This is a genomic window from Deinococcus sp. KSM4-11 (assembly GCF_004801415.1).
Classification (GTDB): Bacteria; Deinococcota; Deinococci; order Deinococcales; family Deinococcaceae; genus Deinococcus.
The window spans coordinates 1,135,513-1,154,485 of sequence record NZ_SSNX01000001.1 but is presented as its reverse complement, the minus strand read 5'-3'; the positions used below and the strand labels follow the sequence as shown (position 1 = coordinate 1,154,485).

At 68.7% G+C, this 18,973-nt stretch carries 20 protein-coding genes and 1 riboswitch; of the genes, 10 read left to right on the top strand and 10 right to left on the bottom strand.

Annotated features, from left to right (window positions below; all coding sequences use genetic code 11):
• Positions 1–9 precede the first annotated feature (9 nt).
• Entirely contained in the window at positions 10–666 is a 657-nt protein-coding gene (locus tag E7T09_RS05780; RefSeq protein WP_136388129.1) for a hypothetical protein, read from the bottom strand.
• Positions 667–668: 2 nt separating this feature from the next.
• A riboswitch (cyclic di-GMP riboswitch) is annotated at positions 669–752 on the bottom strand.
• 217 nt (positions 753–969) lie between these two features.
• Between E7T09_RS05780 and E7T09_RS05775 the strand changes: the two genes are divergently transcribed.
• Both E7T09_RS05775 and E7T09_RS05770 read left to right on the top strand, forming a co-directional pair.
• Positions 970–1,506, top strand: coding sequence for a PaaI family thioesterase (locus tag E7T09_RS05775; protein WP_240741632.1), 537 nt, complete (start codon positions 970–972; stop codon positions 1,504–1,506).
• Positions 1,503–1,916, top strand: coding sequence for a hotdog fold thioesterase (locus E7T09_RS05770; RefSeq protein ID WP_136388128.1), 414 nt, complete (start codon positions 1,503–1,505; stop codon positions 1,914–1,916). The genes E7T09_RS05775 and E7T09_RS05770 overlap by 4 nt, the downstream gene beginning before the upstream one ends.
• Before the next feature lie 23 nt (positions 1,917–1,939).
• Here the strand turns inward: E7T09_RS05770 and meaB are convergent, their stop codons facing one another.
• From meaB to scpA, 4 genes are read right to left on the bottom strand one after another with little or no spacing between them, the layout of a single operon-like run.
• Positions 1,940–2,887, bottom strand: coding sequence for a methylmalonyl Co-A mutase-associated GTPase MeaB (gene meaB, locus E7T09_RS05765; protein WP_168734712.1), 948 nt, complete (start codon positions 2,885–2,887; stop codon positions 1,940–1,942).
• 31 nt (positions 2,888–2,918) lie between these two features.
• A complete protein-coding gene (locus tag E7T09_RS05760) occupies positions 2,919–3,344 on the bottom strand; it encodes a hypothetical protein (protein ID WP_136388127.1) in 426 nt (141 codons plus the stop codon).
• A gap of 33 nt (positions 3,345–3,377) precedes the next feature.
• Positions 3,378–3,836, bottom strand: coding sequence for a hypothetical protein (locus E7T09_RS05755; protein WP_136388126.1), 459 nt, complete (start codon positions 3,834–3,836; stop codon positions 3,378–3,380).
• Positions 3,820–5,970, bottom strand: coding sequence for a methylmalonyl-CoA mutase (gene scpA, locus E7T09_RS05750; protein WP_136388125.1), 2,151 nt, complete (start codon positions 5,968–5,970; stop codon positions 3,820–3,822). The genes E7T09_RS05755 and scpA overlap by 17 nt, the downstream gene beginning before the upstream one ends.
• Positions 5,971–6,186: 216 nt before the next feature.
• Here scpA and E7T09_RS05745 point away from each other — a divergent pair, with 216 nt between their 5' ends.
• The 6 genes from E7T09_RS05745 (at position 6,187) to nspC (ending at position 12,049) form a co-directional block, all read left to right on the top strand.
• Positions 6,187–6,837, top strand: a complete 651-nt coding sequence (locus E7T09_RS05745; RefSeq protein WP_136388124.1) for a YbhB/YbcL family Raf kinase inhibitor-like protein — start codon at positions 6,187–6,189, stop codon at positions 6,835–6,837.
• Positions 6,838–6,974: 137 nt separating this feature from the next.
• Positions 6,975–7,649 carry a ribulose-phosphate 3-epimerase gene (gene rpe / locus E7T09_RS05740; protein ID WP_240741631.1) on the top strand — a complete coding sequence of 225 codons (675 nt, stop codon included), beginning with the start codon at positions 6,975–6,977 and terminating at the stop codon, positions 7,647–7,649.
• Positions 7,650–7,656: 7 nt separating this feature from the next.
• Positions 7,657–8,385 (top strand): 2-phosphosulfolactate phosphatase, encoded by a 729-nt coding sequence (locus E7T09_RS05735; protein WP_136388123.1) that lies wholly within the window; start codon positions 7,657–7,659, stop codon positions 8,383–8,385.
• A gap of 30 nt (positions 8,386–8,415) precedes the next feature.
• The gene (locus tag E7T09_RS05730) at positions 8,416–8,913 is read left to right on the top strand and encodes a PsbP-related protein (protein ID WP_136388122.1); all 498 of its coding nucleotides are present in this window, start codon (positions 8,416–8,418) and stop codon (positions 8,911–8,913) included.
• Between the two features lie 55 nt (positions 8,914–8,968).
• Entirely contained in the window at positions 8,969–10,759 is a 1,791-nt protein-coding gene (locus E7T09_RS05725) for a DUF4034 domain-containing protein (RefSeq protein ID WP_136388121.1), read from the top strand.
• Between the two features lie 66 nt (positions 10,760–10,825).
• Entirely contained in the window at positions 10,826–12,049 is a 1,224-nt protein-coding gene (gene nspC, locus E7T09_RS05720) for a carboxynorspermidine decarboxylase (protein ID WP_136388120.1), read from the top strand.
• A gap of 558 nt (positions 12,050–12,607) precedes the next feature.
• Here the strand turns inward: nspC and E7T09_RS05715 are convergent.
• Entirely contained in the window at positions 12,608–13,861 is a 1,254-nt protein-coding gene (locus tag E7T09_RS05715) for a DUF4384 domain-containing protein (RefSeq protein ID WP_240741630.1), read from the bottom strand.
• A gap of 142 nt (positions 13,862–14,003) precedes the next feature.
• Positions 14,004–14,780, bottom strand: a complete 777-nt coding sequence (locus E7T09_RS05710; RefSeq protein WP_136388119.1) for a DUF554 domain-containing protein — start codon at positions 14,778–14,780, stop codon at positions 14,004–14,006.
• 314 nt (positions 14,781–15,094) lie between these two features.
• On the opposite strand from E7T09_RS05710, the gene E7T09_RS05705 reads away from it, so the two are divergent.
• Positions 15,095–15,298 (top strand): helix-turn-helix domain-containing protein, encoded by a 204-nt coding sequence (locus E7T09_RS05705; protein WP_136388118.1) that lies wholly within the window; start codon positions 15,095–15,097, stop codon positions 15,296–15,298.
• 105 nt (positions 15,299–15,403) lie between these two features.
• The gene (locus tag E7T09_RS05700; protein ID WP_136388117.1) at positions 15,404–16,123 is read left to right on the top strand and encodes a hypothetical protein; all 720 of its coding nucleotides are present in this window, start codon (positions 15,404–15,406) and stop codon (positions 16,121–16,123) included.
• Positions 16,124–16,214: 91 nt separating this feature from the next.
• On the opposite strand, the gene E7T09_RS05695 is transcribed toward E7T09_RS05700, so the two are convergent.
• The 3 genes from E7T09_RS05695 to E7T09_RS05685 are packed head-to-tail and all read right to left on the bottom strand — an operon-like array spanning position 16,215 to position 18,971.
• Complete coding sequence (locus E7T09_RS05695) at positions 16,215–17,477, bottom strand: cytochrome P450 (protein WP_240741629.1); 1,263 nt, start codon at positions 17,475–17,477, stop codon at positions 16,215–16,217.
• Positions 17,470–18,333 (bottom strand): DivIVA domain-containing protein, encoded by an 864-nt coding sequence (locus E7T09_RS05690; RefSeq protein ID WP_136388116.1) that lies wholly within the window; start codon positions 18,331–18,333, stop codon positions 17,470–17,472. The genes E7T09_RS05695 and E7T09_RS05690 overlap by 8 nt, the downstream gene beginning before the upstream one ends.
• Positions 18,330–18,971 carry a YggS family pyridoxal phosphate enzyme gene (locus E7T09_RS05685; protein ID WP_136388115.1) on the bottom strand — a complete coding sequence of 214 codons (642 nt, stop codon included), beginning with the start codon at positions 18,969–18,971 and terminating at the stop codon, positions 18,330–18,332. Before E7T09_RS05685 ends, E7T09_RS05690 begins: the two co-directional genes overlap by 4 nt.
• Positions 18,972–18,973 lie beyond the last annotated feature (2 nt).

Below are 18,973 nucleotides of genomic sequence, written 5' to 3'. Positions count from 1 at the left end.
AGCACGGGATCAGTGGAAGCTGCTGAGGGTCGCGCTGGAATCGCCCAGGGTGAAGGTCAGGCTGCAGCCGGCCATGGCGTCGTTGTCGGCGCTGATCTTGGCGCTGACGCTGACGTCGTTCTTGCCGCCGGTGGTCAGGATCATCAGGGCCTTGGGGACATTGGCGTCACCCTTGCCGACTGACACGCTCTTGGCCTCCAGCGAGTAGGTGCTGGTGCCCACGCCGGAGTCCGTGCGGGTCGCCGCGATGTTGAGGTTGGGCGTGGCGCTGAGGGTGACGGCGCCCGCCTTGTTCGAGGAGTCCCACACCGACACGGCGAAGGCATCGACGGTCAGCGTGAATGAGGCAGGCATCGCGCACGCGCCCGTCATGACCACGGACTTCAGGCTGGCCTTGATCTCGGCGGCGTAGGGCTTGATGCCTAGCGGAATGGACGAGGTATCGAGGTCGTCGAAGGAGCCGGCCGGGATGGTGGAGCTGGTGTCGTACTGGATGGACGTGCCGACCCGCTGGACGGTCAGCGGGCTGGAGCTCGTGAGCGTCGCGCCGTTCAGGTGGGCGGGGTTGCTGATGGTCTGGGGCGGGATGGCGGCGCCGACGATGCTGCCGCAACTCGCCAGCAGGGGGAGGCCGGCGCTGAGCCAGGCCAGGGTCTTGAGCTTCATGGGTTCTCCTCGTTCGGTCTCACCATTGGCTCGCTTCGCCCCAGGTGACCGGGTAGGGGGCGAAGGTCATGGCCTCCGAGGGCATCGGGTGACGGACGTCACCGGCCAAAGTGAACCTCTGGTTGCTGCCAGTCTGTCGACGGGGCTCTGACAGGATTCTCACCCAGGCGCCAGCCGCCTGCCAGACGGCCTTTCACGCACCCCATCACCCTGTGTGGAGACGTCCCGACACTGGACGGAAATATGATAAGCGTCATACTCTGAACCCATGACAGCCCGGAACCCCTCTCCACGCTGGAGACCATGATGACCTCACCGCAGCGCACCCGCACGTATACCTGGGGCGACCCCCTCGGCGGCGCGGACGCGGCCCGCCGAATGAGCGGCCTGGACTACCTGCGGGCCATGGCCCGCGGCGACTACCCCGCTCCACCGATCGCCGACAGCCTGGACTTCACGCTCGCCCAAGAGGACGACATCCAGCCGGGCAGGGTCACCTTCCGCATGACCCCGCAGGAATTTCACTACAACCCCATCGGCAGCGTCCACGGCGGCGTGTTCGCCACGCTGCTTGACTCCGCGCTGGGCTGTGCCATCCACACGCGGCTGCCCGCCGGCGTCGGCTACACCACCCTGGAACTCAGCGTCCGGTACCTGCGGCCCCTGCTGGCCGGCATGGGCGAGGTGCGCGCCACCGCCGAGGTCGTCAGCGTCTCCCGGCAGATCGCCACCGCCGAGGCCCGCCTGCTGGACGCCGGGGATCGCCTGTGCGCCACCGCCACCACCACCTGCCTGATCCTGCGCCCCGAGGCCGCCCGCCGCGAAGGAGCCACGCCATGACCGAAACCGATCCCCGGATGCTCAGCACCACCGACACGCTCATCGACCACCTCGGTATTCAAATGCTGGAGGTCAGCGGCACCCGCGTCGTCGCCACCATGCCCGTCGAGGCCCGCACCCATCAGCCCATGGGCCTGCTGCACGGCGGGGCCAGCGTCGCCCTGGCGGAGACTGTCGCCAGCCTCGGCGCCCACCTCAGCGTGGCCGACCAGGGCTTGACCGCCGTGGGGCTGGAAATCAACGCCAATCACCTGCGCGGCGTCCGCAGCGGCCTCGTCACGGCCACGGCCACGGCCATCCACCAGGGCCGCAGTACCCAGGTCTGGCAGATCGACATCGTGGACGGGCAGGGCCGGGCTGTCTGTACGTCGCGCTGCACGCTGGCGATCATTCCCGCCACGCGGAGCTGATACCTCTCAGGAGGGGAGGCTCGTCATGCAGGCCGTGCCAGGAGCGCGGCCACTCCCTGCACGGCCGTCAGGGTGCCCGCCTGCACCTGAAGCCGGACGGCCTGCAGGCGCTGCGTGTCCAGCCCCTCCCGGAAGGCCCGCCACGCGGCCTCGCGCAGCAGGTCGTCGAACCACTGGGCAGTCTGCGTGTGGCGTTTTGCCGTCAGGTCGGTGGCGTGCGTATAGCGTTCCACGGTCTCCCATACGGCCTCCAGCCCCTCGCCGGTCAGGGCGGAGGCCCGCAGCGCCACGGGCCGCCACGGCGCGGCATGCGGCGTGAGCAGGGTCAGCGCGGTGCGGAGTTCCGTCTGGGCGCGCACCGCCGCCTGAGGACTGACGTCGGCCTTGTTCACCACGCAGATGTCGGCGAGTTCCATGATGCCGCGCTTGATGCCCTGTAACTCGTCCCCGGCGTTCGGGAGGGTCAGCAGGACGAACAGGTCCGTCATGGCGGCCACCTGCGTCTCGCTCTGGCCCACGCCCACGGTCTCGACCAGGATCACGTCGTATCCGGCGGCCTCGCACAGTGTGATCGCCTCGCGGGTGCGCCGGGCCACGCCGCCGAGCGTGCCGCTGCTCGGACTGGGCCGGATAAAGGCACGGGGATGCACGGTCAGGCGCGGCATGCGCGTCTTGTCCCCCATAATGCTGCCGCCCGTACGTGCCGAACTGGGATCCACGGCCAGCACCGCCACCCGCCGTCCCTGATCGGCCAGCCGCACGCCCAGCGCCTCGATGAAGGTGCTCTTGCCTACGCCCGGCACACCCGTCAGGCCCACCCGCACGGAGTTCCCGGCGTGCGGCAGCACTTCGGCCAGCAGCGTCTGGGCCTGCTGCTCGTGCTCCGGGCGGGTCGATTCCGCCAGGGTGATCGCCTTCGCCAGCGCCCGCCGGTTCCCCGCCAGCAGCTCCGGAGTCAGCGGGTGTGGCATGCGGGAAGGCCAGCGGTCGACCCTGCGCCGCTCAGGAGTCACTCCCATCCGGCGGGTCGTTCTGGGCAGTGGGGTAGATCCGGTGAAGCCCCTCGGCAATCGGATGGGCCGACGGCTCGCCCGTATTCGGCTGAGGCGGTGTCGGGGCCACTGTCTGCGGAGATGCCTGCCTGGGCAGCGGCCGGATCAGGTCCAGCACGGGCGTGGTCATGTCCGGCGCACGGTAGCCTTCTTCCTTGACCAGCCTGCCCTGCGCGTCGAAGGTCGCGGTCACGTCCAGCACCCGTCCCGCGAACCCCGTCCACGTCACCCGTGCGCTCTGGAGCGTTCCGCCGGGACCGTGGCGCTGCTCGACGACCTGCACATTGTCGGGAAAGCGGTGCCCGTGCGTGTACACGGTGCCGCCGTCCGGCAGGGACTGGACGGAATCGATCTGCCCGCTCTGCGGATCACTCATGGAGGGCCTCCTGGGGCCAGGATCGCATGTCCATCAACACGGGGCCATGTGTGGCAGCGGACGCAGGTACGACGTCAGCGGAGCGGTCACGCCCCTGGCCCGGAATCCGCTTTCCCTCACCAGGCGGCCCCGCCCGTCGAACGCGCCGCGCACGTCCAGCAGGCGGCCCGCGAACCCCGTCCACTGCACCGACGCGCCCGTGAGGGTTCCGGCGCGGTCGTAACTCTGCCGCACGCGCAGCGTGTTGTCCGGGATCAGGCGCGCGTACTCCAGGCCGCGCACCTGCCCGGCGCGGTCGAGCAGGTAGCGGGTCTCGCCGACCGTGCAGGTTCTCAGGCCCCCGGCGGAGGCCGGAGAGGTGCTTGGCGCCGTCCTGTACGGCACGGGTGGGAGGCCCTGTGCTCCGGCGAGCGAGACCAGGGCCAGCAGCGCGGCCAGCACTAGGCGGTTCCTGCCGTGCCCGCCGCGCCCGTGCTCAGGCGGGCTGCCCATGCCGTTCCCTCAGCAGCCGCAGCACCTCGCGCGCACTCTCGAGGATGGGCGTGCCCGGCCCGAAGATGCCCGCCGCGCCCGCCTCACGCAGCGCCGCGTAATCCTGCTGCGGAATCACGCCGCCCACGACGACCAGGATGTCGCCCGCGCCCTCGGTTCGGAGCGCCTGGATCAGCTGGGGCACCAGCGTCTTGTGGCCGGCGGCCTGTGAACTCACCCCCACGACATGGACGTCGTTCTCGATGGCCTGCCGCGCGGCCTCCTCGGGCGTCTGGAACAGCGGGCCGACGTCCACGTCGAAGCCCAGGTCGGCGAAGCCGGTGGCGATGACTTTCGCTCCCCGGTCGTGCCCGTCCTGGCCCATCTTCACGACCAGAATGCGCGGGCGTCGGCCCTCGGCGGCGGCGAACTGTTCGATCTCGGTCTGCAGGGTTCCGAAGTCCTCGTCGCCCTGATACCCGGCCGCGTACACGCCGCTCAGCGTGCGGATCTCGGCCGAGTGGCGCCCCCACACGCGTTCCAGGGCGTCGCTGACCTCGCCCACCGTGCAGCGGGCCCGCATGGCGTCCACGCTCAGGGCCAGCAGGTTGCCCTCGCCCGAGCGGGCCGCGTGTTCCAGGGCGTCGAGGGCCGCCTGCACGGCCGCGCCGTCACGACTGGCCCGGAGCTGCTTCAGCCGGGCGATCTGCGAGTCCCGCACGGCGGCGTTGTCGATGTCCAGCACGTCCACGCTGGTCGCCTCCGCCGGGCGGTACTTGTTCACGCCGACGATCACGTCCTCGCCCCGGTCGATCCGGGCCTGCTTGCGGGCCGCCGATTCCTCGATCCGGAGTTTCGGCACGCCGCTCTCGATGGCCTTGGCCATGCCTCCCAGCTCCTCAACCTCACGCATCAGCTCCCGCGCCTTCCCGGCCAGATCGTGCGTCAGGCGTTCCATCAGGTAGCTGCCGCCCCACGGGTCGATCACGTCCGGGATGCCAGTCTCCTCCTGAATGACCAGTTGCGTGTTGCGGGCAATGCGGGCGCTGAAGTCGGTGGGCAGGCCGATGGCCTCGTCGAAGGCGTTCGTGTGCAGGCTCTGCGTGCCGCCGAACACGGCCGCCAGCGCCTCGACGGTCGTGCGGACGACGTTGTTGTACGGGTCCTGCTCGGTCAGACTCCAGCCGCTCGTCTGACAGTGCGTGCGCAGGGCGAGGCTGGCGGGATTCTGGGGATGGAACTGGCCCATCAGCTCGCTCCACAACAGCCGCGCGGCCCGCAGTTTGGCGACCTCGGTGTAGAAGTTCATGCCGATCCCGAAGAAGAAGCTCAGGCGGGGGGCGAACCCGTCGATGGAAAGCCCCTTGCCTAGCGCGGCCCGCACGTACTCCAGGCCGTCCGCGAGGGTGTACGCGAGTTCCAGCGCGGCGTTCGCCCCGGCTTCCTGAAGGTGATACCCGGAAATGCTGATGGAATTGAAGCGCGGCATCTGCTGGGACGTGAACTCGATGATGTCCGCGATGATCCGCATGCTGGGCGTGGGTGGGTAGATGTAGGTGTTGCGCACCATGAACTCTTTCAGGATGTCGTTCTGGATGGTGCCCGACAGCTGACCCAGCTGGGCGCCCTGCTCCAGCCCGGCCACGATGTAGCCCGCCAGGATGGGCAGCACCGCGCCGTTCATGGTCATGGACACCGACATCTCCGAGAGCGGAATGCCGTCGAACAGCGCCTTCATGTCCTCGACGGAATCGATGGCGACCCCGGCCTTGCCCACGTCGCCCTCCACGCGCGGATGATCCGAGTCGTAGCCCCGGTGGGTGGCGAGGTCGAAGGCGACCGACAGGCCCTTCTGTCCACCCGCGAGGTTGCGGCGGTAGAAGGCGTTGCTGGCCTCGGCGGTGCTGAAGCCCGCGTACTGCCGGATCGTCCACGGGCGCGCGGCGTACATGGTGGCGCGTGGGCCGCGCGTGAACGGGAGCAGGCCGGGCAGCGTGTCGTCGTCCAGACCGGCCACGTCCGCACGGGTGTACAGGGCCTTCAGGGTCAGGCCTTCAGGCGTCACGCGGTTGAGGGTGGCGGGGTCGGCGCCCTTGAGATCCTTGCGGGCCAGGGCCTTCCACGCGTTCAGGTCGACGGGAGTGGGGTCAGTCATGCGGGCCTCCGTGTGCGCCCATGATGCCACGCGTGGCCTAACGGGCGTTTGGCCCTGCCACGGCGGGGGCCGGACGTCTCGATTCGGTAAAGTCCATCCCATCCATCCCATCCTGCTGGCCGTTTACCGTTCAGGTGATCTGTCGACTGGGAAGGCCGCGCACCCGGCGGAGGCCGCTCCGGTCGAAGTGCCCCATTCTGTTGTAGAGGAGAGCCGATGACCCACCCCATGAAAGCCCTGAGTCTGCTTGCCGTCGGTGCCAGCCTGGCCGCGTGTGCGCCCACCACTTCAACCATGATCGGAGGTGCGAATGCGGGCAACGGTGGCCTGATTCCCGCCCAACGCCTCAGCGTGGCCCAGCCCAGCCCGAGTGCCACGTCCATGACCCTGCGGATGACCAGCCCGACCCTCTCGAACGGCACGGCGCTGCCCCTCCAGAACGTCGGCAGCGGCAACGGCTGCACCGGGGGCAACGCCAGCCCGGCCCTGAACTGGGGCGGCGCGCCCGACGGCACCGTGAGCTACGTGGTCACCATGTACGACCCGGATGCGCCCACAGGCAGCGGCTTCTGGCACTGGATCGTCTACAACATCCCCGCAAGCGCCACCGGCCTGGCCGAGGGGGCGGGCAGCGCGGGCGGCACTCTGCCGGATGGAGCCGTTCAGCTCAACAACGATGGCGGCAGCCTCGGCTACACCGGCGCGTGTCCGCCCCCCGGCGACCGCGCCCACCGTTACGTGATCACCCTCTACGCGCTGAGCAAGACCATCAGCCTCCCGGCAGGCGCTTCGGCCGCCTACCTGGGGTTCAACCTGAACGGCGCGACCCTGGCGAAAACGAGCCTGACCGCCTTTTACGGCCGCTGATCCTGGCCTGGACGGTGCTCCTGTGGCCATCACGCGGGGGCACTGTCGCGCTGGGTTCATCCGTAACTCAGTCTTGAACAGAATTGCCACACTGCGTTCTGTTTGCAGTCAACGTGAGGAATGTTAGACTCGGAAACGTGACTCACGACTCCCCCGAGCCGCGCCGCGTGCAGCTGGCCCCCAGCCTGCTGTCCTGCGACTTCACCCGACTGGGCGAGGAACTCCGCGCCATCCAGAGTGCCGACTGGGCGCACGTGGACGTGATGGACGGCGCCTTCGTGCCGAACATCTCCTTCGGCCTGCCAGTCCTGGCCGCCGCACGCCGCGCCTCGAACCTCTTCATGGACGTGCACCTGATGATCGACCGGCCCGAACGGTACCTGCGCGACTTCGCGGATGCCGGCGCGGACGGTTTGACCGTGCATGTGGAGGCCACGCCGCACATCCACCGCGCCGTGCAGCTGATCCGTGAACTCGGCAAGAAGGCTGGCGTGACGCTCAATCCGGGAACGCCCCTGGAGGCCGTCAGGCCGGTGCTGGCCGACGTGGATACGGTGCTGGTCATGAGCGTGAATCCCGGCTTCGGCGGGCAGAAATTCATTCCGCAGAGCCTCGACCGGATCAAGACCCTGCGCCGCTGGCTGGACGATCTCGGCAGCCCCGCCGAACTTCAGGTCGATGGCGGCGTCAGTCCCACCAACATCCGCGCCCTGGTGAATGCCGGAGCGACCACCCTGGTGGCCGGGAGCGCCGTGTTCGGCTCCGACGGGGCCGCTGCTGGCCTGGAACGCCTGCGTGAGGCCCTGAAGTGAGGCGCCGTTGAAACTCCGGGTGGACCTGCTTCCCCACGGACAGTACCCGGACGTCGTGATGGTCATCGACGTGCTGCGCGCCACCACCACCGCCGTGACGTACCTGGAACGCGGCGCGGACGCGCTGCTGCTGACCGCCACGCCCGATGTCGCCCTGGGCCTGAAACTGGGTTCCCAGAGCGGCACCTACGCGCTCGGCGGCGAACGCGGCGGCCTGCCCATTCCCGGCTTCGACTTCGGGAACAGTCCGGTAGAGGCCGCCGCTCAGAACTTCACCGGGCGCACGGTCGTGATGAACACCACCAACGGCACCGGCGCCGCCCATACGGCCGCGCAGAGTGGCAAGCACGTGTTCCTCGCGGCCCTCACCAACGCCCATGCGGCGGCCCGCCGGGCGCGCGCCACCGCCACCGAGGAGATCGCTATTGTGTGTGCCGGAACCGACGACCGGGTGGGGCTGGAGGACGTGTACGCCGCCGGGGTGCTCGCCGAGTACCTGCTGGCGATGGGAGAATTCAGTATCGACGACGGTGCGCGTATCGCCCTGACGGTTCGGCGCAGCGGTGGCAACCCGCTCGAGGCGCTGGGCAGTTCCGCCCACGGCGCCCGCCTGGCCAGCCTCGGTCTGGGCGAGGACGTCCGCTTCGCGGCGGGCCTGAGCACCAGCACCCTGGTGCCCACCCTGGATACGGCCAGCGATCCACCCCCGGGCACGCTGCGCTTCATTGGCGGCTGACCGTCCGCGCGTGGCTGACTACACTGGGGCATGACCCGCACCACGGCCACCCTCGCGGCGCTGCTGCTTCTTGGCAGCGCCACCGCCGCCACGTTCACGGACAGCAAGAACGGCTTCAGCGTCACCCCGCCCAGCGGCTGGGACAAGGTCGACTACGCGGGCACGGCGGTCGTGTACATGAACCCGGTGCGGGTGAAGGGCTTCGGGCCTAACCTCAACGTCATCGTTCAGACCGTTCCAGCCGGCACCACCCAGGCGCAGTTCCACCAGGGTAGCCTCGCGCAGATCAAGAAGTACGTGACCGGCGGCCAGATCATCCAGGTGCGCGCCGTCACGCTGGGTGGCCGCCCCGCCAACGAGGTCGTGTACACCGGCCGTCAGGGGGACTTCAGCCTGTACTTCATCGCCATCTACGCCGTGAAAGGAACCTCGGCGTACATCGTCACCGGCACGACCGTGCTTGGGCAGCAGGGTGACATGGCGCAGAAGACGCGGGCGTTCGCCGCGAGCCTGCGCATCACCCGCTAGGGGAGGCCCTACTTGCGCCGCGGGCGGCCCGGAGCGCCGCTAGCATGAATGGAACATGACCGACGCCGCGCCCGCGCCCCTCTCGCTGCTCAAAACTGGCCAGTACGACCACCTACACACCTACCTGACCGCCCTTGAGAACCAGTTCGAGAGTGGTCAGATCGGGGAACAGGAGCTGCTCCGCGCCTTCCAGGGGTTTTACTCGTTCGACCTGACCCTTGGTGAGGGCTTTCAGGCGTGGACGATGGCCCACCCGGACACCTACCCGCTGACCGTCGCCATGGCCGCGTGGTTCCTGGGCCGCGGCTGGGAAGCGCGCGGCCAGATGACCTCCAATCTCGTCAGCGACCAGGGCTGGCGGGCGCTCCACCACTTTCTGGAACAGGCTGAAACGTGCGCCCGGCACGCCACCACCCTCACCGCGAACCCGCTGGTCGCCTGCACCGTCCTGGGCCGCGTCAGCAGCACCCGGGGCTGCGACCTCACCCTGGAGGACGTGCAGCGCCAGGCGTATCCGGACTGGTTCACGCTCGGCGTGCACCACAACCCGCGCAGTTACGCGCTGCGGCGTTCCATGCTGTTGAACCTGCGGACCGAATGGGGCGGCAGCGAGGAACACATGCTGACCTTCGTGCGCCAGCAGCAGGAGGCCGGGCTGCTCTCCGATACTGACATCCAGCGCCTGTGGGCGGAATTCCACTCGTACGTGTCCCACCACGCCATGCACTTCGCGAAGAATCCGGCACAGGGGGTGGAGCGGGCGCGGCTGGCCGCCGAACTCCATCCCGCTCAGGCAGAACAGCTGTTCATCGCCCTGACCGGCGCGAAGGCGTCCACCGCCGACCGCCTGGACGCCCTGCTCCGCTTCCTGACAGCGGCGGAGCAGGACGCAACCGTCGCGCCCGGGGGCAATTTTGCGTGGGCCCTGCACAACAGCGGCGATTGGGCGATTCCTGAGGCGCCACGCATCGGGGCGCTGCTCACCCGCGCCGCGGGCGCCGGCGATCCGGACGCGGCCGTCATGCTGGGCAAACTGCAGCTCACGCACCCGAACTGGCGCCTGCCGGACGCCCTGCCGCTGCTCAAGGCCGCCCGCGACCAGGGCCACACCGAGGCGGCCGAGACCATCGTGTACCTGCGCCGCCTCATCACAAACCCGACCGAGTCCGATGCCGCGCAGCGGCGTGACGACGTGCTCAAGGCCGCGAACCTCCTGAGCGCTCAGATGAGCTGGGAGGTATACCGGCAGTTCGACGCGTACCGGGCCCAGTTCGACCTCGATCCACGGCAGAAGTATCGGTATCTACACCGCGCCGCAGATGCGGGCGAGAACGATGCCCGGTTCGAACTGGCCCAGCAACTGCGGGGCGGTCACGTCGAGATGGGCGACGACGGCGTCCTGCAGCCCGTGGATACCGCCCCGCTTCAGGTCAGCCTGGAGTACGCGAAACATCTGCTGGAACGCGCGGCGGGCAGCGGGCATCCACCCTCCGAGAAGCTGCTCAAGCGCACGTCCGAGAAGGACTGGCAGGCGGCCACGGCGTCCCGCCTCAAGGTGCAGCCCCTCGCGGCCAACGCGGCCACCCCGGCGGCTCCGGTCGGACAGAAGATGCGGGTGCCGTGGATTCTGCTGCTGGTCGTCGGCATGGCGATCGTCCGGGCGTGCAGTCATGCTGCCGGATCGACACCGGGCCTTCACGTTGGCCTGCCCTCGCCGGACAACAGCGTACTCGCGGTGTCGGCGACCCCGGACGCGCAGCAGGCGGTTCTCCTCAAACAGCTCCAGGCCGGGCAGAAACTCACCATCGACCTGGATGGGCGTCGGGTCACGCTGAGCGCCCACTGATCCGCACCCCTCGAGGCGAGGTGAATATGACCGTTCCAGGACGGCGCACCCGTTACCCTGTCGAGCATGACCGTCGCCGCCCTGATCCTTCCTGACGTGACCCCCGTGGAGACCATCGACTGGGCGTCCATTCCCAGTCCGGCCTTCGTGCTCGACGAATCCCGCCTGCGCCGCAACCTGGCCCTGATCGAATACGTACAGCGCGAGAGCGGCGCGCAGATCATCGTGGCTTTCAAGGGCTTCTCGATGTGGTCGGCGTTCCCGCTGCTCCGCGAGCACGGCATCACGGGGGCGACGGCGAGTTCACTGAACGAGGCGATCCTGGCGAAAGAGGAGATGCAGGGCGAGGTTCACGTATACGCGCCCGCCTACTCGGCTGAGGACTTCCCGAGGATCCTGGAACTGGCGGACCATCTGGTGTTCAACTCGTTCTCGCAGTGGGCCCGCTTCCAGCCGCAGGTGCTGGCCGCGCGGGCGGCCGGGAAGACCGTGCATGTGGGCATCCGCGTCAACCCGGAGTACGCGGAGGTCGAGACCGACCTGTACAACCCGGCCGGGCCGTACTCGCGCCTAGGTGTGACCCGACGCGAGTTCCGCGAGGATCTGCTCGACGGGGTGGATGGCCTGCACTTCCACACGCTGTGCGAGAAGGACAGTGACACGCTGGAACGCACGCTGGAGGTGCTGGAACGCAACTTCGGGGACTTCCTGCCGCGCATGACCTGGGTGAACTTCGGCGGCGGGCACCTCATGACCCGCGAAGGCTACGACCTTGCACGCCTGATCCGGGTGGTGCGCGCGTTCCGCGAGAAGTGGAATGTGCACGTGATCCTGGAGCCGGGCAGCGCCTTCGGGTGGCAGACCGGCTGGCTGGTGAGCAGCGTGCTCGACGTGGTGCATAACCTCAAGGACGCCGCGCTGCTGGACGTGTCCGTCTCGGCACACATGCCCGACGTGCTGGAGATGCCATACCGGCCGCGCATCCTGGGCGCAGGCGACCCGCCGGAACTCGACCACCACCGCGAGACGGATCAGGGTTCGGCGGGAAATGCCTACATCATCGGCGGCACCACCTGCCTGGCAGGGGACGTGGTGGGCGAGTATGTGTTCGATCGCGCGCTGGACGTGGGCGACCGGGTGGTGTTCGACGACATGATCCACTACACCATGGTCAAGACGACCTTTTTCAACGGGGTCAAGCACCCCGATATTGGCATCCTGCACGTGGATGGATCGTACGAGCGCGTGAAGTCGTTCGGCTACGAGGAATTCAAGGCGAAACTCAGCTGAGACCGGGTGGCCAGTACAGCGCCGCGCCCCCTTCCGCTGAGAGTCGGGGGCGCGGTGCTCACGAGTTCGGTGTCTTGCCACTGGGAAGAGAGGGTGTTGCGTGCCGCTGGAGACGGCGCGCGCCGATTCTGACCCGGCCGCCGGCGCACATTGCCGGCGGGATTCCGGGAGGTCTGGGAGCCAGGAGCGGGGCCGATGGGAAAGCCAGTCGCGCCCGGCGCAGATCGGGAAACTCCCTCGATTGGTCTTAACCTGTTTCGAGGTGCCCGTAATCTACCGGCTGAACCTGACGGACGGCTGAACGGAAAAGCGCTGTCCCCAACGCTTAAGACGGCTGATTCTGAACGCGCTTGCATGTGCCTGCTCTGAGAGTGGGAGCTTGGGCCGCCTGCTGACTGTCGAGCCCCAGAACTGGCCGACGGGCTCTCCGGTGGTCATACGCTCAGCGCCGTTGCATGGCCAGGAGGGCAGGTGCGCCGTCGGTGAACCAGGCCGTGCATCAAATGAAGTGGGCCACCGGCAGCGCTGTCGGTGGCCCCAGGCGTCAGGTAGACGGCCTTACTTGCGGTACACCTTCGGCGTGCCGTTCACGGTGCGGATGGTGCCGCCTTCGAAGTCTGCGGCCCACGCCCCGCCCACCGTGAACTGGTCGCGGATGGGGAAGCCCAGGAACGAGCCGCTGCCCCCCAGGCCCTGGTAGGTCTTGAGCACGGCACCCTGGAGCCAGAACACCCCGTACTTGTCGGTGCCGTACAGGGCGCCGTTCTGGAAGAACCCATACAGGCCGTTGGTGCCCATGGGGTTTTGCGGGATGACCTTCTCGTCACCGGCGGCCCAGCCCAGGCGTGCGGGCGGACGGGTCGCGCCGTTCTCGGCCTTGGCCAGCGCCAGGTAGCGCTCCAGCAGCATGCCATGCACGGCGTACGAACGGCTGCTGCCGTTGGCATGCAGCAGCACGGCGTCACCGTAGGGGCCGACCCCGGAGAACTTCTGCCACAGGCCGTCTCCCCATGCGGTGGCGTAGGTGGTGGCCTTGCCCAGGGACTCGTCACCCTTCAGGCGGGCGTAGGCGTCCACCATCGCCTGATCCAGCGAGGAATCCTGTTTCTCACCGGGCTGGTACGTCGCGTCGGCCGGGGCAGGCTGCGGAGCCGGTTGAGGTGCGGGCTGAGGTGCGGGCTGTGCGGGCGTGCTCGTCACGGTGCCGGTGGTCGTGCCCATCGGCTGTCCGCCCACCCGGAACGTCACGACATCGGTCGTCCAGCCGTCGGCGGGCAGTGGGTTCACGACGATGCTCAGGGCGCGGGCCAGGTTGTCCTGACCCTCGACGCGCACCTGTGCGAACCCCTGGTTGCCGGCGAACCGGGCAATGTCATCGATGGTCAGCTGCGTCAGGCTGGCCAGCGCCAGGAGCTTGTCCTGCCCGTTCGGGCCGCCCACCGACAGGCTGTACTTCGCGTCCTGGGTGGGGAACACGCGGGTCACGCCGGCCTTCACGAAGTTGCTCTCCTCGTAGCTGTTCGGGAAGAACAGGTCGATCTTGCCATTGGCATTCACGTTGAACAGGTACACATACGCGTCCTGGTTGGTGCTCACGCCGATCTCGATGCCTTCGCCCTTGCGGTAGGCCGGATTGGCCTTGCCGCCTGGATCCTTGTTCACCCAGACGTCCACGTTCAGTTTCGTCTCGACCGGGTTCACGATAATGCTCTGGGCGGTGATCTTCGCCGGGCTGGCGTGTGCCGCGCCCAGGCCGAGCAGGGCAGAGAGGACGAGGGCAGCGGGCGGCTGGAACATGATCCGGATGAACATGGTGGAACCTCCTTGGGTGGAGGCACCCTACCCGCCCAGCCTGACGGGCGACTTAAGAAAAGGTGCGCCCACACGGAGATTCAAGGAAGCCTGAACGTCTCCGCAAGGCTTTGTTGGGGATGCTCAGCTCAATTGGGCCCACTCATCCATGAAGCCGCACCGCCACCCACAGGGCCAGGGGAGCGATCACCAGGGCGGGCAGCAGACTGCCGACCCGGACGCGACGGTCATCGAAGCCCAGGCCCGCCAGCATCAGGTTCCAGCTGATCCCGATGATGACCATGCCGCCCGCTCCGGTGATCAGGAGGATGTACGGGTTGGTTTTCAGGATGGCCGGATCGGCACCGCCCAGCAGACCGGCCGCGAATGCCCCTGCCGCCAGGCTGATCCCGCCCTGCACGACCAGCACCGTGACGGCGCTGAAGGCCACACCCACTCCGTAGACGCCCGCCAGCGCCAGGGCCGCGATGCCGTCCAGGACACTTTTCAGCACGTACGTGGAACTGTCCCCGGTCAGGCCGTTCTGCAGGCCGCCGATCACGGTCATGGGGCCCACGCAGAACAGCAGACTGGCCGCCACGAAGCCCTCCGTGAACCGGCCCCCGCCCTGGAACCGCGCGCGCAGCCGTTCGCCCAGGCGTTCCAGGCGATCCTCGATGCCCAGCGCCTCACCCGTCACCGCGCCCGTGGCGAGGCTCAGCAGGGTCAGGATCACGCCGGGCACCACGCCGCCCGTCACCCTGTTCACGTTCCCGGCCATGTCCAGCCCGATGAACAGCACGGCCAGACTCAGGGTCTGGAGCAGGGTGCGCTGCGTGCGCTCCGGCAGGCGACCCCCGATGGTCAGGCCGATCAGCGTGCCCAGCAGGACGGCCGAAACATTCACGAAGGTGCCGGACAACTGGGAGAGCAGGGTCATCGCACGTGACTGTAGAGCACGGCTGGACCAGTGAGGGTTCTGCTGCACCCCCGAGCGTGGCTGGAACACACGGCAGGGCGACGGCTGTCTCCGCGCTACACGCCTTCATGGTTTGCGTGCTGAAGTTTGACATCCCTGTGACAACCCGTGTGTTATGTTCTGCGCAAGTTGATGCGAGTGACTGACTGTCCGGGCGTTCCGTTCCCCCAGGGAAGCGGGCCGGGCGGCGGCGCGCGGGCGACCGAACTCAAGCGATCTGAAATCCAGTTGGGGCTGCCGTGTGGCGGCCCCACGTGCTTTTCTGGAGGGCTGCTATGACCCTGACCGAACAGTTCCACACCCTGCCGAAACTCCTCAAGGTCGCCGAGGTGGCCGACTTCACGGGCACCCACGAGCGCACCGTGCGCCGCTGGATTAGAGATGGCCGCCTGGTCGCCGTGGAACACGACAGCGGCCTGCGGGTGCCGCGCCGCGCCCTGTGGCGTTTCTTGGGCCTGGATCTGGCCCTCAGCGCCTGAACACTGCCGGTCACGCGCTACCCTGAACGGAATGCTCCCACACGGTCACCGGACGAAATCGGTCGAACGCTTCCCGGCTGCCCGCCCCGAGCGGAGTCGGCGACGTTGAGCCTGGCCGCGGCTCTCGACGCCGGGTACCCGGACGTGCTGACGGTCTACGCCGCCCTCGCCCCCTCTGAGCGGGTGGGGGCGGCGTCGCTGGCACTGTCGTACGGTCGACCGAGCCTGGCGGCGCGCTGGGCCATTGACGCCGGGCACCACGACCCGCTCACCCTGGCCGCAGCCCTGCTCCGACTGGGCCGGGCCACGGACGCCCTGGATCTCCTGGAGGCCCAGCCGGATGCGGCACGGACAGCCGTCCTGCGGGCCCGCGCCCGCTGGCAGCTCGGGCAGCGGGCCGACCAGGCCGACGTAGCCCGCATCCTCGCCCGCCGCGAGGGAGACACCCCAGCCCTGATGGCTGCCGTGACCCTGGCAGGCGAGCAGGCCCTCGGTGCCCCCTATGCCGCGCTGCGCACGCTGGCCGAGGGCCTCCGGGTGTCCGAACAGCTCGGCCAGCCGGCCGACGCCCACCTGCTCTCCGTGCTCGCCCACGCACAACTCAAGCTCGGCGGTTCCAAGGGACGGCGGACGGCCGCGCGGGCACTGGAGCGGAGCGTGGCCCGCAGTCCGGCCCGCGTGCTGGCCCTGCTGGCCCTGCGCCGCGACAGCGAGGCCCTGGCGGAAGCGCGCGACGGAGAAATCCATCCGGTGTGGTGGGAGGCCTTGCAGTCTGGACGCCCGGAACCCGATTCCGCCAGTTCGGCCTCCAGTCGCGAAGGCTGAACGACGACCTCCTCCTCACTCGGATCGAGTCCGCATTGCCAGAACCGCTGTGAGGAGCGTTCCACCCAGAATGGGCTCGCCGCGGCTCCTCCTACCCGGCCGTCACGTCTAGGCGGGCGAGGCCCCGGATGACGAAGCCTCCGGTGTACTGACCTGGTTCCTGCGGATCGCTCAGACGCAGGTCGGGCAGCGCCCGGCACAGCGCGCGGAGGCTCTGCGCCAGTTCGAGGCGGGCCAGCGGGGCTCCCAGGCAGTAGTGGATGCCCAGGCCGAAGGTCAGGTGCGGGTTCGGGGTTCTGTCCAGCACGAGGGCATCCGGCTCCACGAATGCGGCGGCGTCACGGTTGCCGCTGGCGTACAGCAGCGCCACCCGGTCGCCGGGCTGGAGGGCCGCGCCGTGCAGCGTCACAGGCTCCAGGGCGATCCGCTCGAACATCGGCAGGGGCGTGTCGAAGCGCAGGAGCTCCTCGGTGGCCGTGCGGAAGATCGGCAGGCTCCCCTCATGGGGCGCGGCGTCCACCAGTTCCCGCCACAGGTGCGGCCGTCTGAGCAGCGCGAGGACTCCGGCCGACAGGCCATTCACGCTCGCCTCGTGTCCGGCGTTCAGCAGGAGGATGCAGGTGTCCACAAGTTCCTGTTCGGTCAGCCGGTCGCCCTGAGCCTCGACCTGCACCAGGGCGGTGATCAGGTCATCCTGCGGGCTGGCGCGGCGCTGGGCGCTGAGGTCTCGCAGCAGGGCACTGAAGTCGCGCACCGCCCGCTCGGCCGCGTACTGATCCTGGCCGGAGGGCGAGGGCTCGTAGAGTTTCACGATGGCCGCCGACCACGGACGCAGCTGCCAGCGCTCGCTCTGCGGCACGCCGAGCAGCTCCGCGATCACTGTGACAGGCAGGGGTTCGGCATAGGTGCTGACCAGATCGAAGGAACCCGCGCCCTGCACTCCTGCGAGCTGGGCCGCCAGCAGCGCCTCGATCCTGGCTTGTAGGGCCTCCACGCGGCGCGGCGTGAAGGCCAGCCCCACCAGTGAACGCAGTCTGGTGTGTTTGGGCGGTTCGGAATCCAGCAGGTGGTTGCTGTTGAACGCGTCGAAGGTCGCCTGCCTTGGATCGGGGGGCGGCCAGCCCAGTTCGTCACGCGAGTATCGGTGGAGGGCGCTGCGCCCAAAGCGGCGGTCACGCAGCAGAGCGCTGATCTCGGCGTGCCGGGTCAGGACGACGCGGTTCAATCCAGGATCGAATACCGCGGGGGCCTGAGCGCGCAGTTCCGCGAGCAGCGGATACGGATCGCGGATGAAGTCCGGGTCGCTCACCGGGAGCGCGAATTCGGGAAGGGCAACGCCCACGCGTTCAGGCACCCGGACGATCCTCGCGGCTGGCCTCCGGCTCGTCCGGAATGGCGCCGTCCTCAGAGCGGGTGTCGAGGCCAGCCTCCAGCACCTTCGACTGGAGCACGGTGTCCCGTGACTGGGCCGGATCTTGCCACGCGCTCTCGGGCGCCTGTGGCGGGATGGTGGCTTCCAGGTGCTCGGCGGTCGGCCCCTCGACCAGCGGCAGCGTCTCGTGCGAGGGCAGGCGCGGAGCACTCAGCGCCGCCTCTGCGGGCAGCAGATGCTGTGAGGACATCTCCGCGAACGACGACATCAGCGAGCGGTATGCACTGAGAAAGTGCGAATACTCCGTCCGGGCAGTGGTGAGCCGCGTGCTGAGTTCCGAGTGCCGTTCCGTGAATTCACGCTCCAGTTCCATCAGCCGATTGGCCTGCACCCGGTCGCGATCCAGGGTCAGGTCATGCAGCCGCCGTTCCAGTTCCGCGAAGCGCGTCCGGAAGGCGGCCTCCAGAGCGGCGGTACGCGCCTGGTGCCGGGCCTCCAGTTCGGCCGTGCGGCTCTGCGAATCCCGCAATACGGCCTCACGCTGCACATTGGCCTGCGCGATCAGCAGGTCGCTCTCGCGGGCCGCATTCTCACGCAGCTCGTGCGCGATCCGCTCGGCCGACACCACGGCGCGCCGGATCTCGTCCTCGTGCTGCTTGCGTTCCTCAAGCTGCTTTTCCAGCTCCAGGAGGTACTCCTGCTGATCCTGCTGGCGCTGCAGGAGCAGCTCGAATTCCTCGGCCACGTCGCTCAGGAAGGCGCGGACGCTGTGCCGGTCGTAGCCATTGAAGCGCTGCGGGAACTCCTGGTGCCGGATGTCGAGCGGAGTGGATTTCACGTGAACAGACTCCTTCCCACCCGGATCAGGGTGGCGCCGGCCTGCACGGCCAGGGGGTAATCAGCGCTCATGCCCATGCTGAGTTCAGCCAGGCCCAGGTCGTGGGCACGGTCGGCCGTGTCCTGGAACACCCGCAGGATACCCGCCTGATCTGCGCCCGTCTCCACGTCTGGCGCAATCACCATCAGGCCGCGCACCCGGAGACCCGTCGCCTGGACGGCGCGCAGCGTGTCCGGCAGGTCTGCCGCGAGCACGCCGTGTTTCTGGGCCTCTCCGTTGTGAAGTTGCAGCAGCACGTCCGGCGCGTGGCCCCAGCCCTGCGCGGCTTGCGCAATCGCCTCGGCCTGCCACGCGGCCTCGATGGTGTGTACCAGGCTGACCCGCGACAGGTACTTCACCTTGTTGCGTTGCAGCGGCCCGATGAAATGCCACTCCAGCTCCGGACGCTCGGCTGACTTGTCCCGCAGTTCCTGACCACGGCTCTCGCCCAGCGGGAACGTGCCGTGGGCCAGCACGTGCGTGTCGATCTCCGCCAGCGGGTGGCCTTTCGTCACGGCGACCAGTCGGGCACTGCCCGCCGGCCGGCCAGCCGCCTGTTCGGCGCGGCGCAGGCCCGCCAAGACGTCGGGCAGGCTCACGG

Excerpts from the sequence above, each read along its gene's own strand:
- E7T09_RS05715 (WP_240741630.1), bottom strand. The coding sequence starts at position 13,861 with ATGTTCATCCGGATCATGTTCCAGCCGCCCGCTGCCCTCGTCCTCTCT.
- E7T09_RS05755 (WP_136388126.1), bottom strand. The coding sequence starts at position 3,836 with ATGGGCAGCCCGCCTGAGCACGGGCGCGGCGGGCACGGCAGGAACCGC.
- E7T09_RS05725 (WP_136388121.1), top strand. The coding sequence starts at position 8,969 with ATGACCGACGCCGCGCCCGCGCCCCTCTCGCTGCTCAAAACTGGCCAG.
- E7T09_RS05780 (WP_136388129.1), bottom strand. The coding sequence starts at position 666 with ATGAAGCTCAAGACCCTGGCCTGGCTCAGCGCCGGCCTCCCCCTGCTG.
- E7T09_RS05730 (WP_136388122.1), top strand. The coding sequence starts at position 8,416 with ATGACCCGCACCACGGCCACCCTCGCGGCGCTGCTGCTTCTTGGCAGC.
- E7T09_RS05705 (WP_136388118.1), top strand. The coding sequence starts at position 15,095 with ATGACCCTGACCGAACAGTTCCACACCCTGCCGAAACTCCTCAAGGTC.
- E7T09_RS05745 (WP_136388124.1), top strand. The coding sequence starts at position 6,187 with ATGACCCACCCCATGAAAGCCCTGAGTCTGCTTGCCGTCGGTGCCAGC.
- E7T09_RS05775 (WP_240741632.1), top strand. The coding sequence starts at position 970 with ATGATGACCTCACCGCAGCGCACCCGCACGTATACCTGGGGCGACCCC.
- meaB (WP_168734712.1), bottom strand. The coding sequence starts at position 2,887 with ATGCCACACCCGCTGACTCCGGAGCTGCTGGCGGGGAACCGGCGGGCG.
- scpA (WP_136388125.1), bottom strand. The coding sequence starts at position 5,970 with ATGACTGACCCCACTCCCGTCGACCTGAACGCGTGGAAGGCCCTGGCC.
- E7T09_RS05710 (WP_136388119.1), bottom strand. The coding sequence starts at position 14,780 with ATGACCCTGCTCTCCCAGTTGTCCGGCACCTTCGTGAATGTTTCGGCC.
- E7T09_RS05760 (WP_136388127.1), bottom strand. The coding sequence starts at position 3,344 with ATGAGTGATCCGCAGAGCGGGCAGATCGATTCCGTCCAGTCCCTGCCG.
- nspC (WP_136388120.1), top strand. The coding sequence starts at position 10,826 with ATGACCGTCGCCGCCCTGATCCTTCCTGACGTGACCCCCGTGGAGACC.
- E7T09_RS05770 (WP_136388128.1), top strand. The coding sequence starts at position 1,503 with ATGACCGAAACCGATCCCCGGATGCTCAGCACCACCGACACGCTCATC.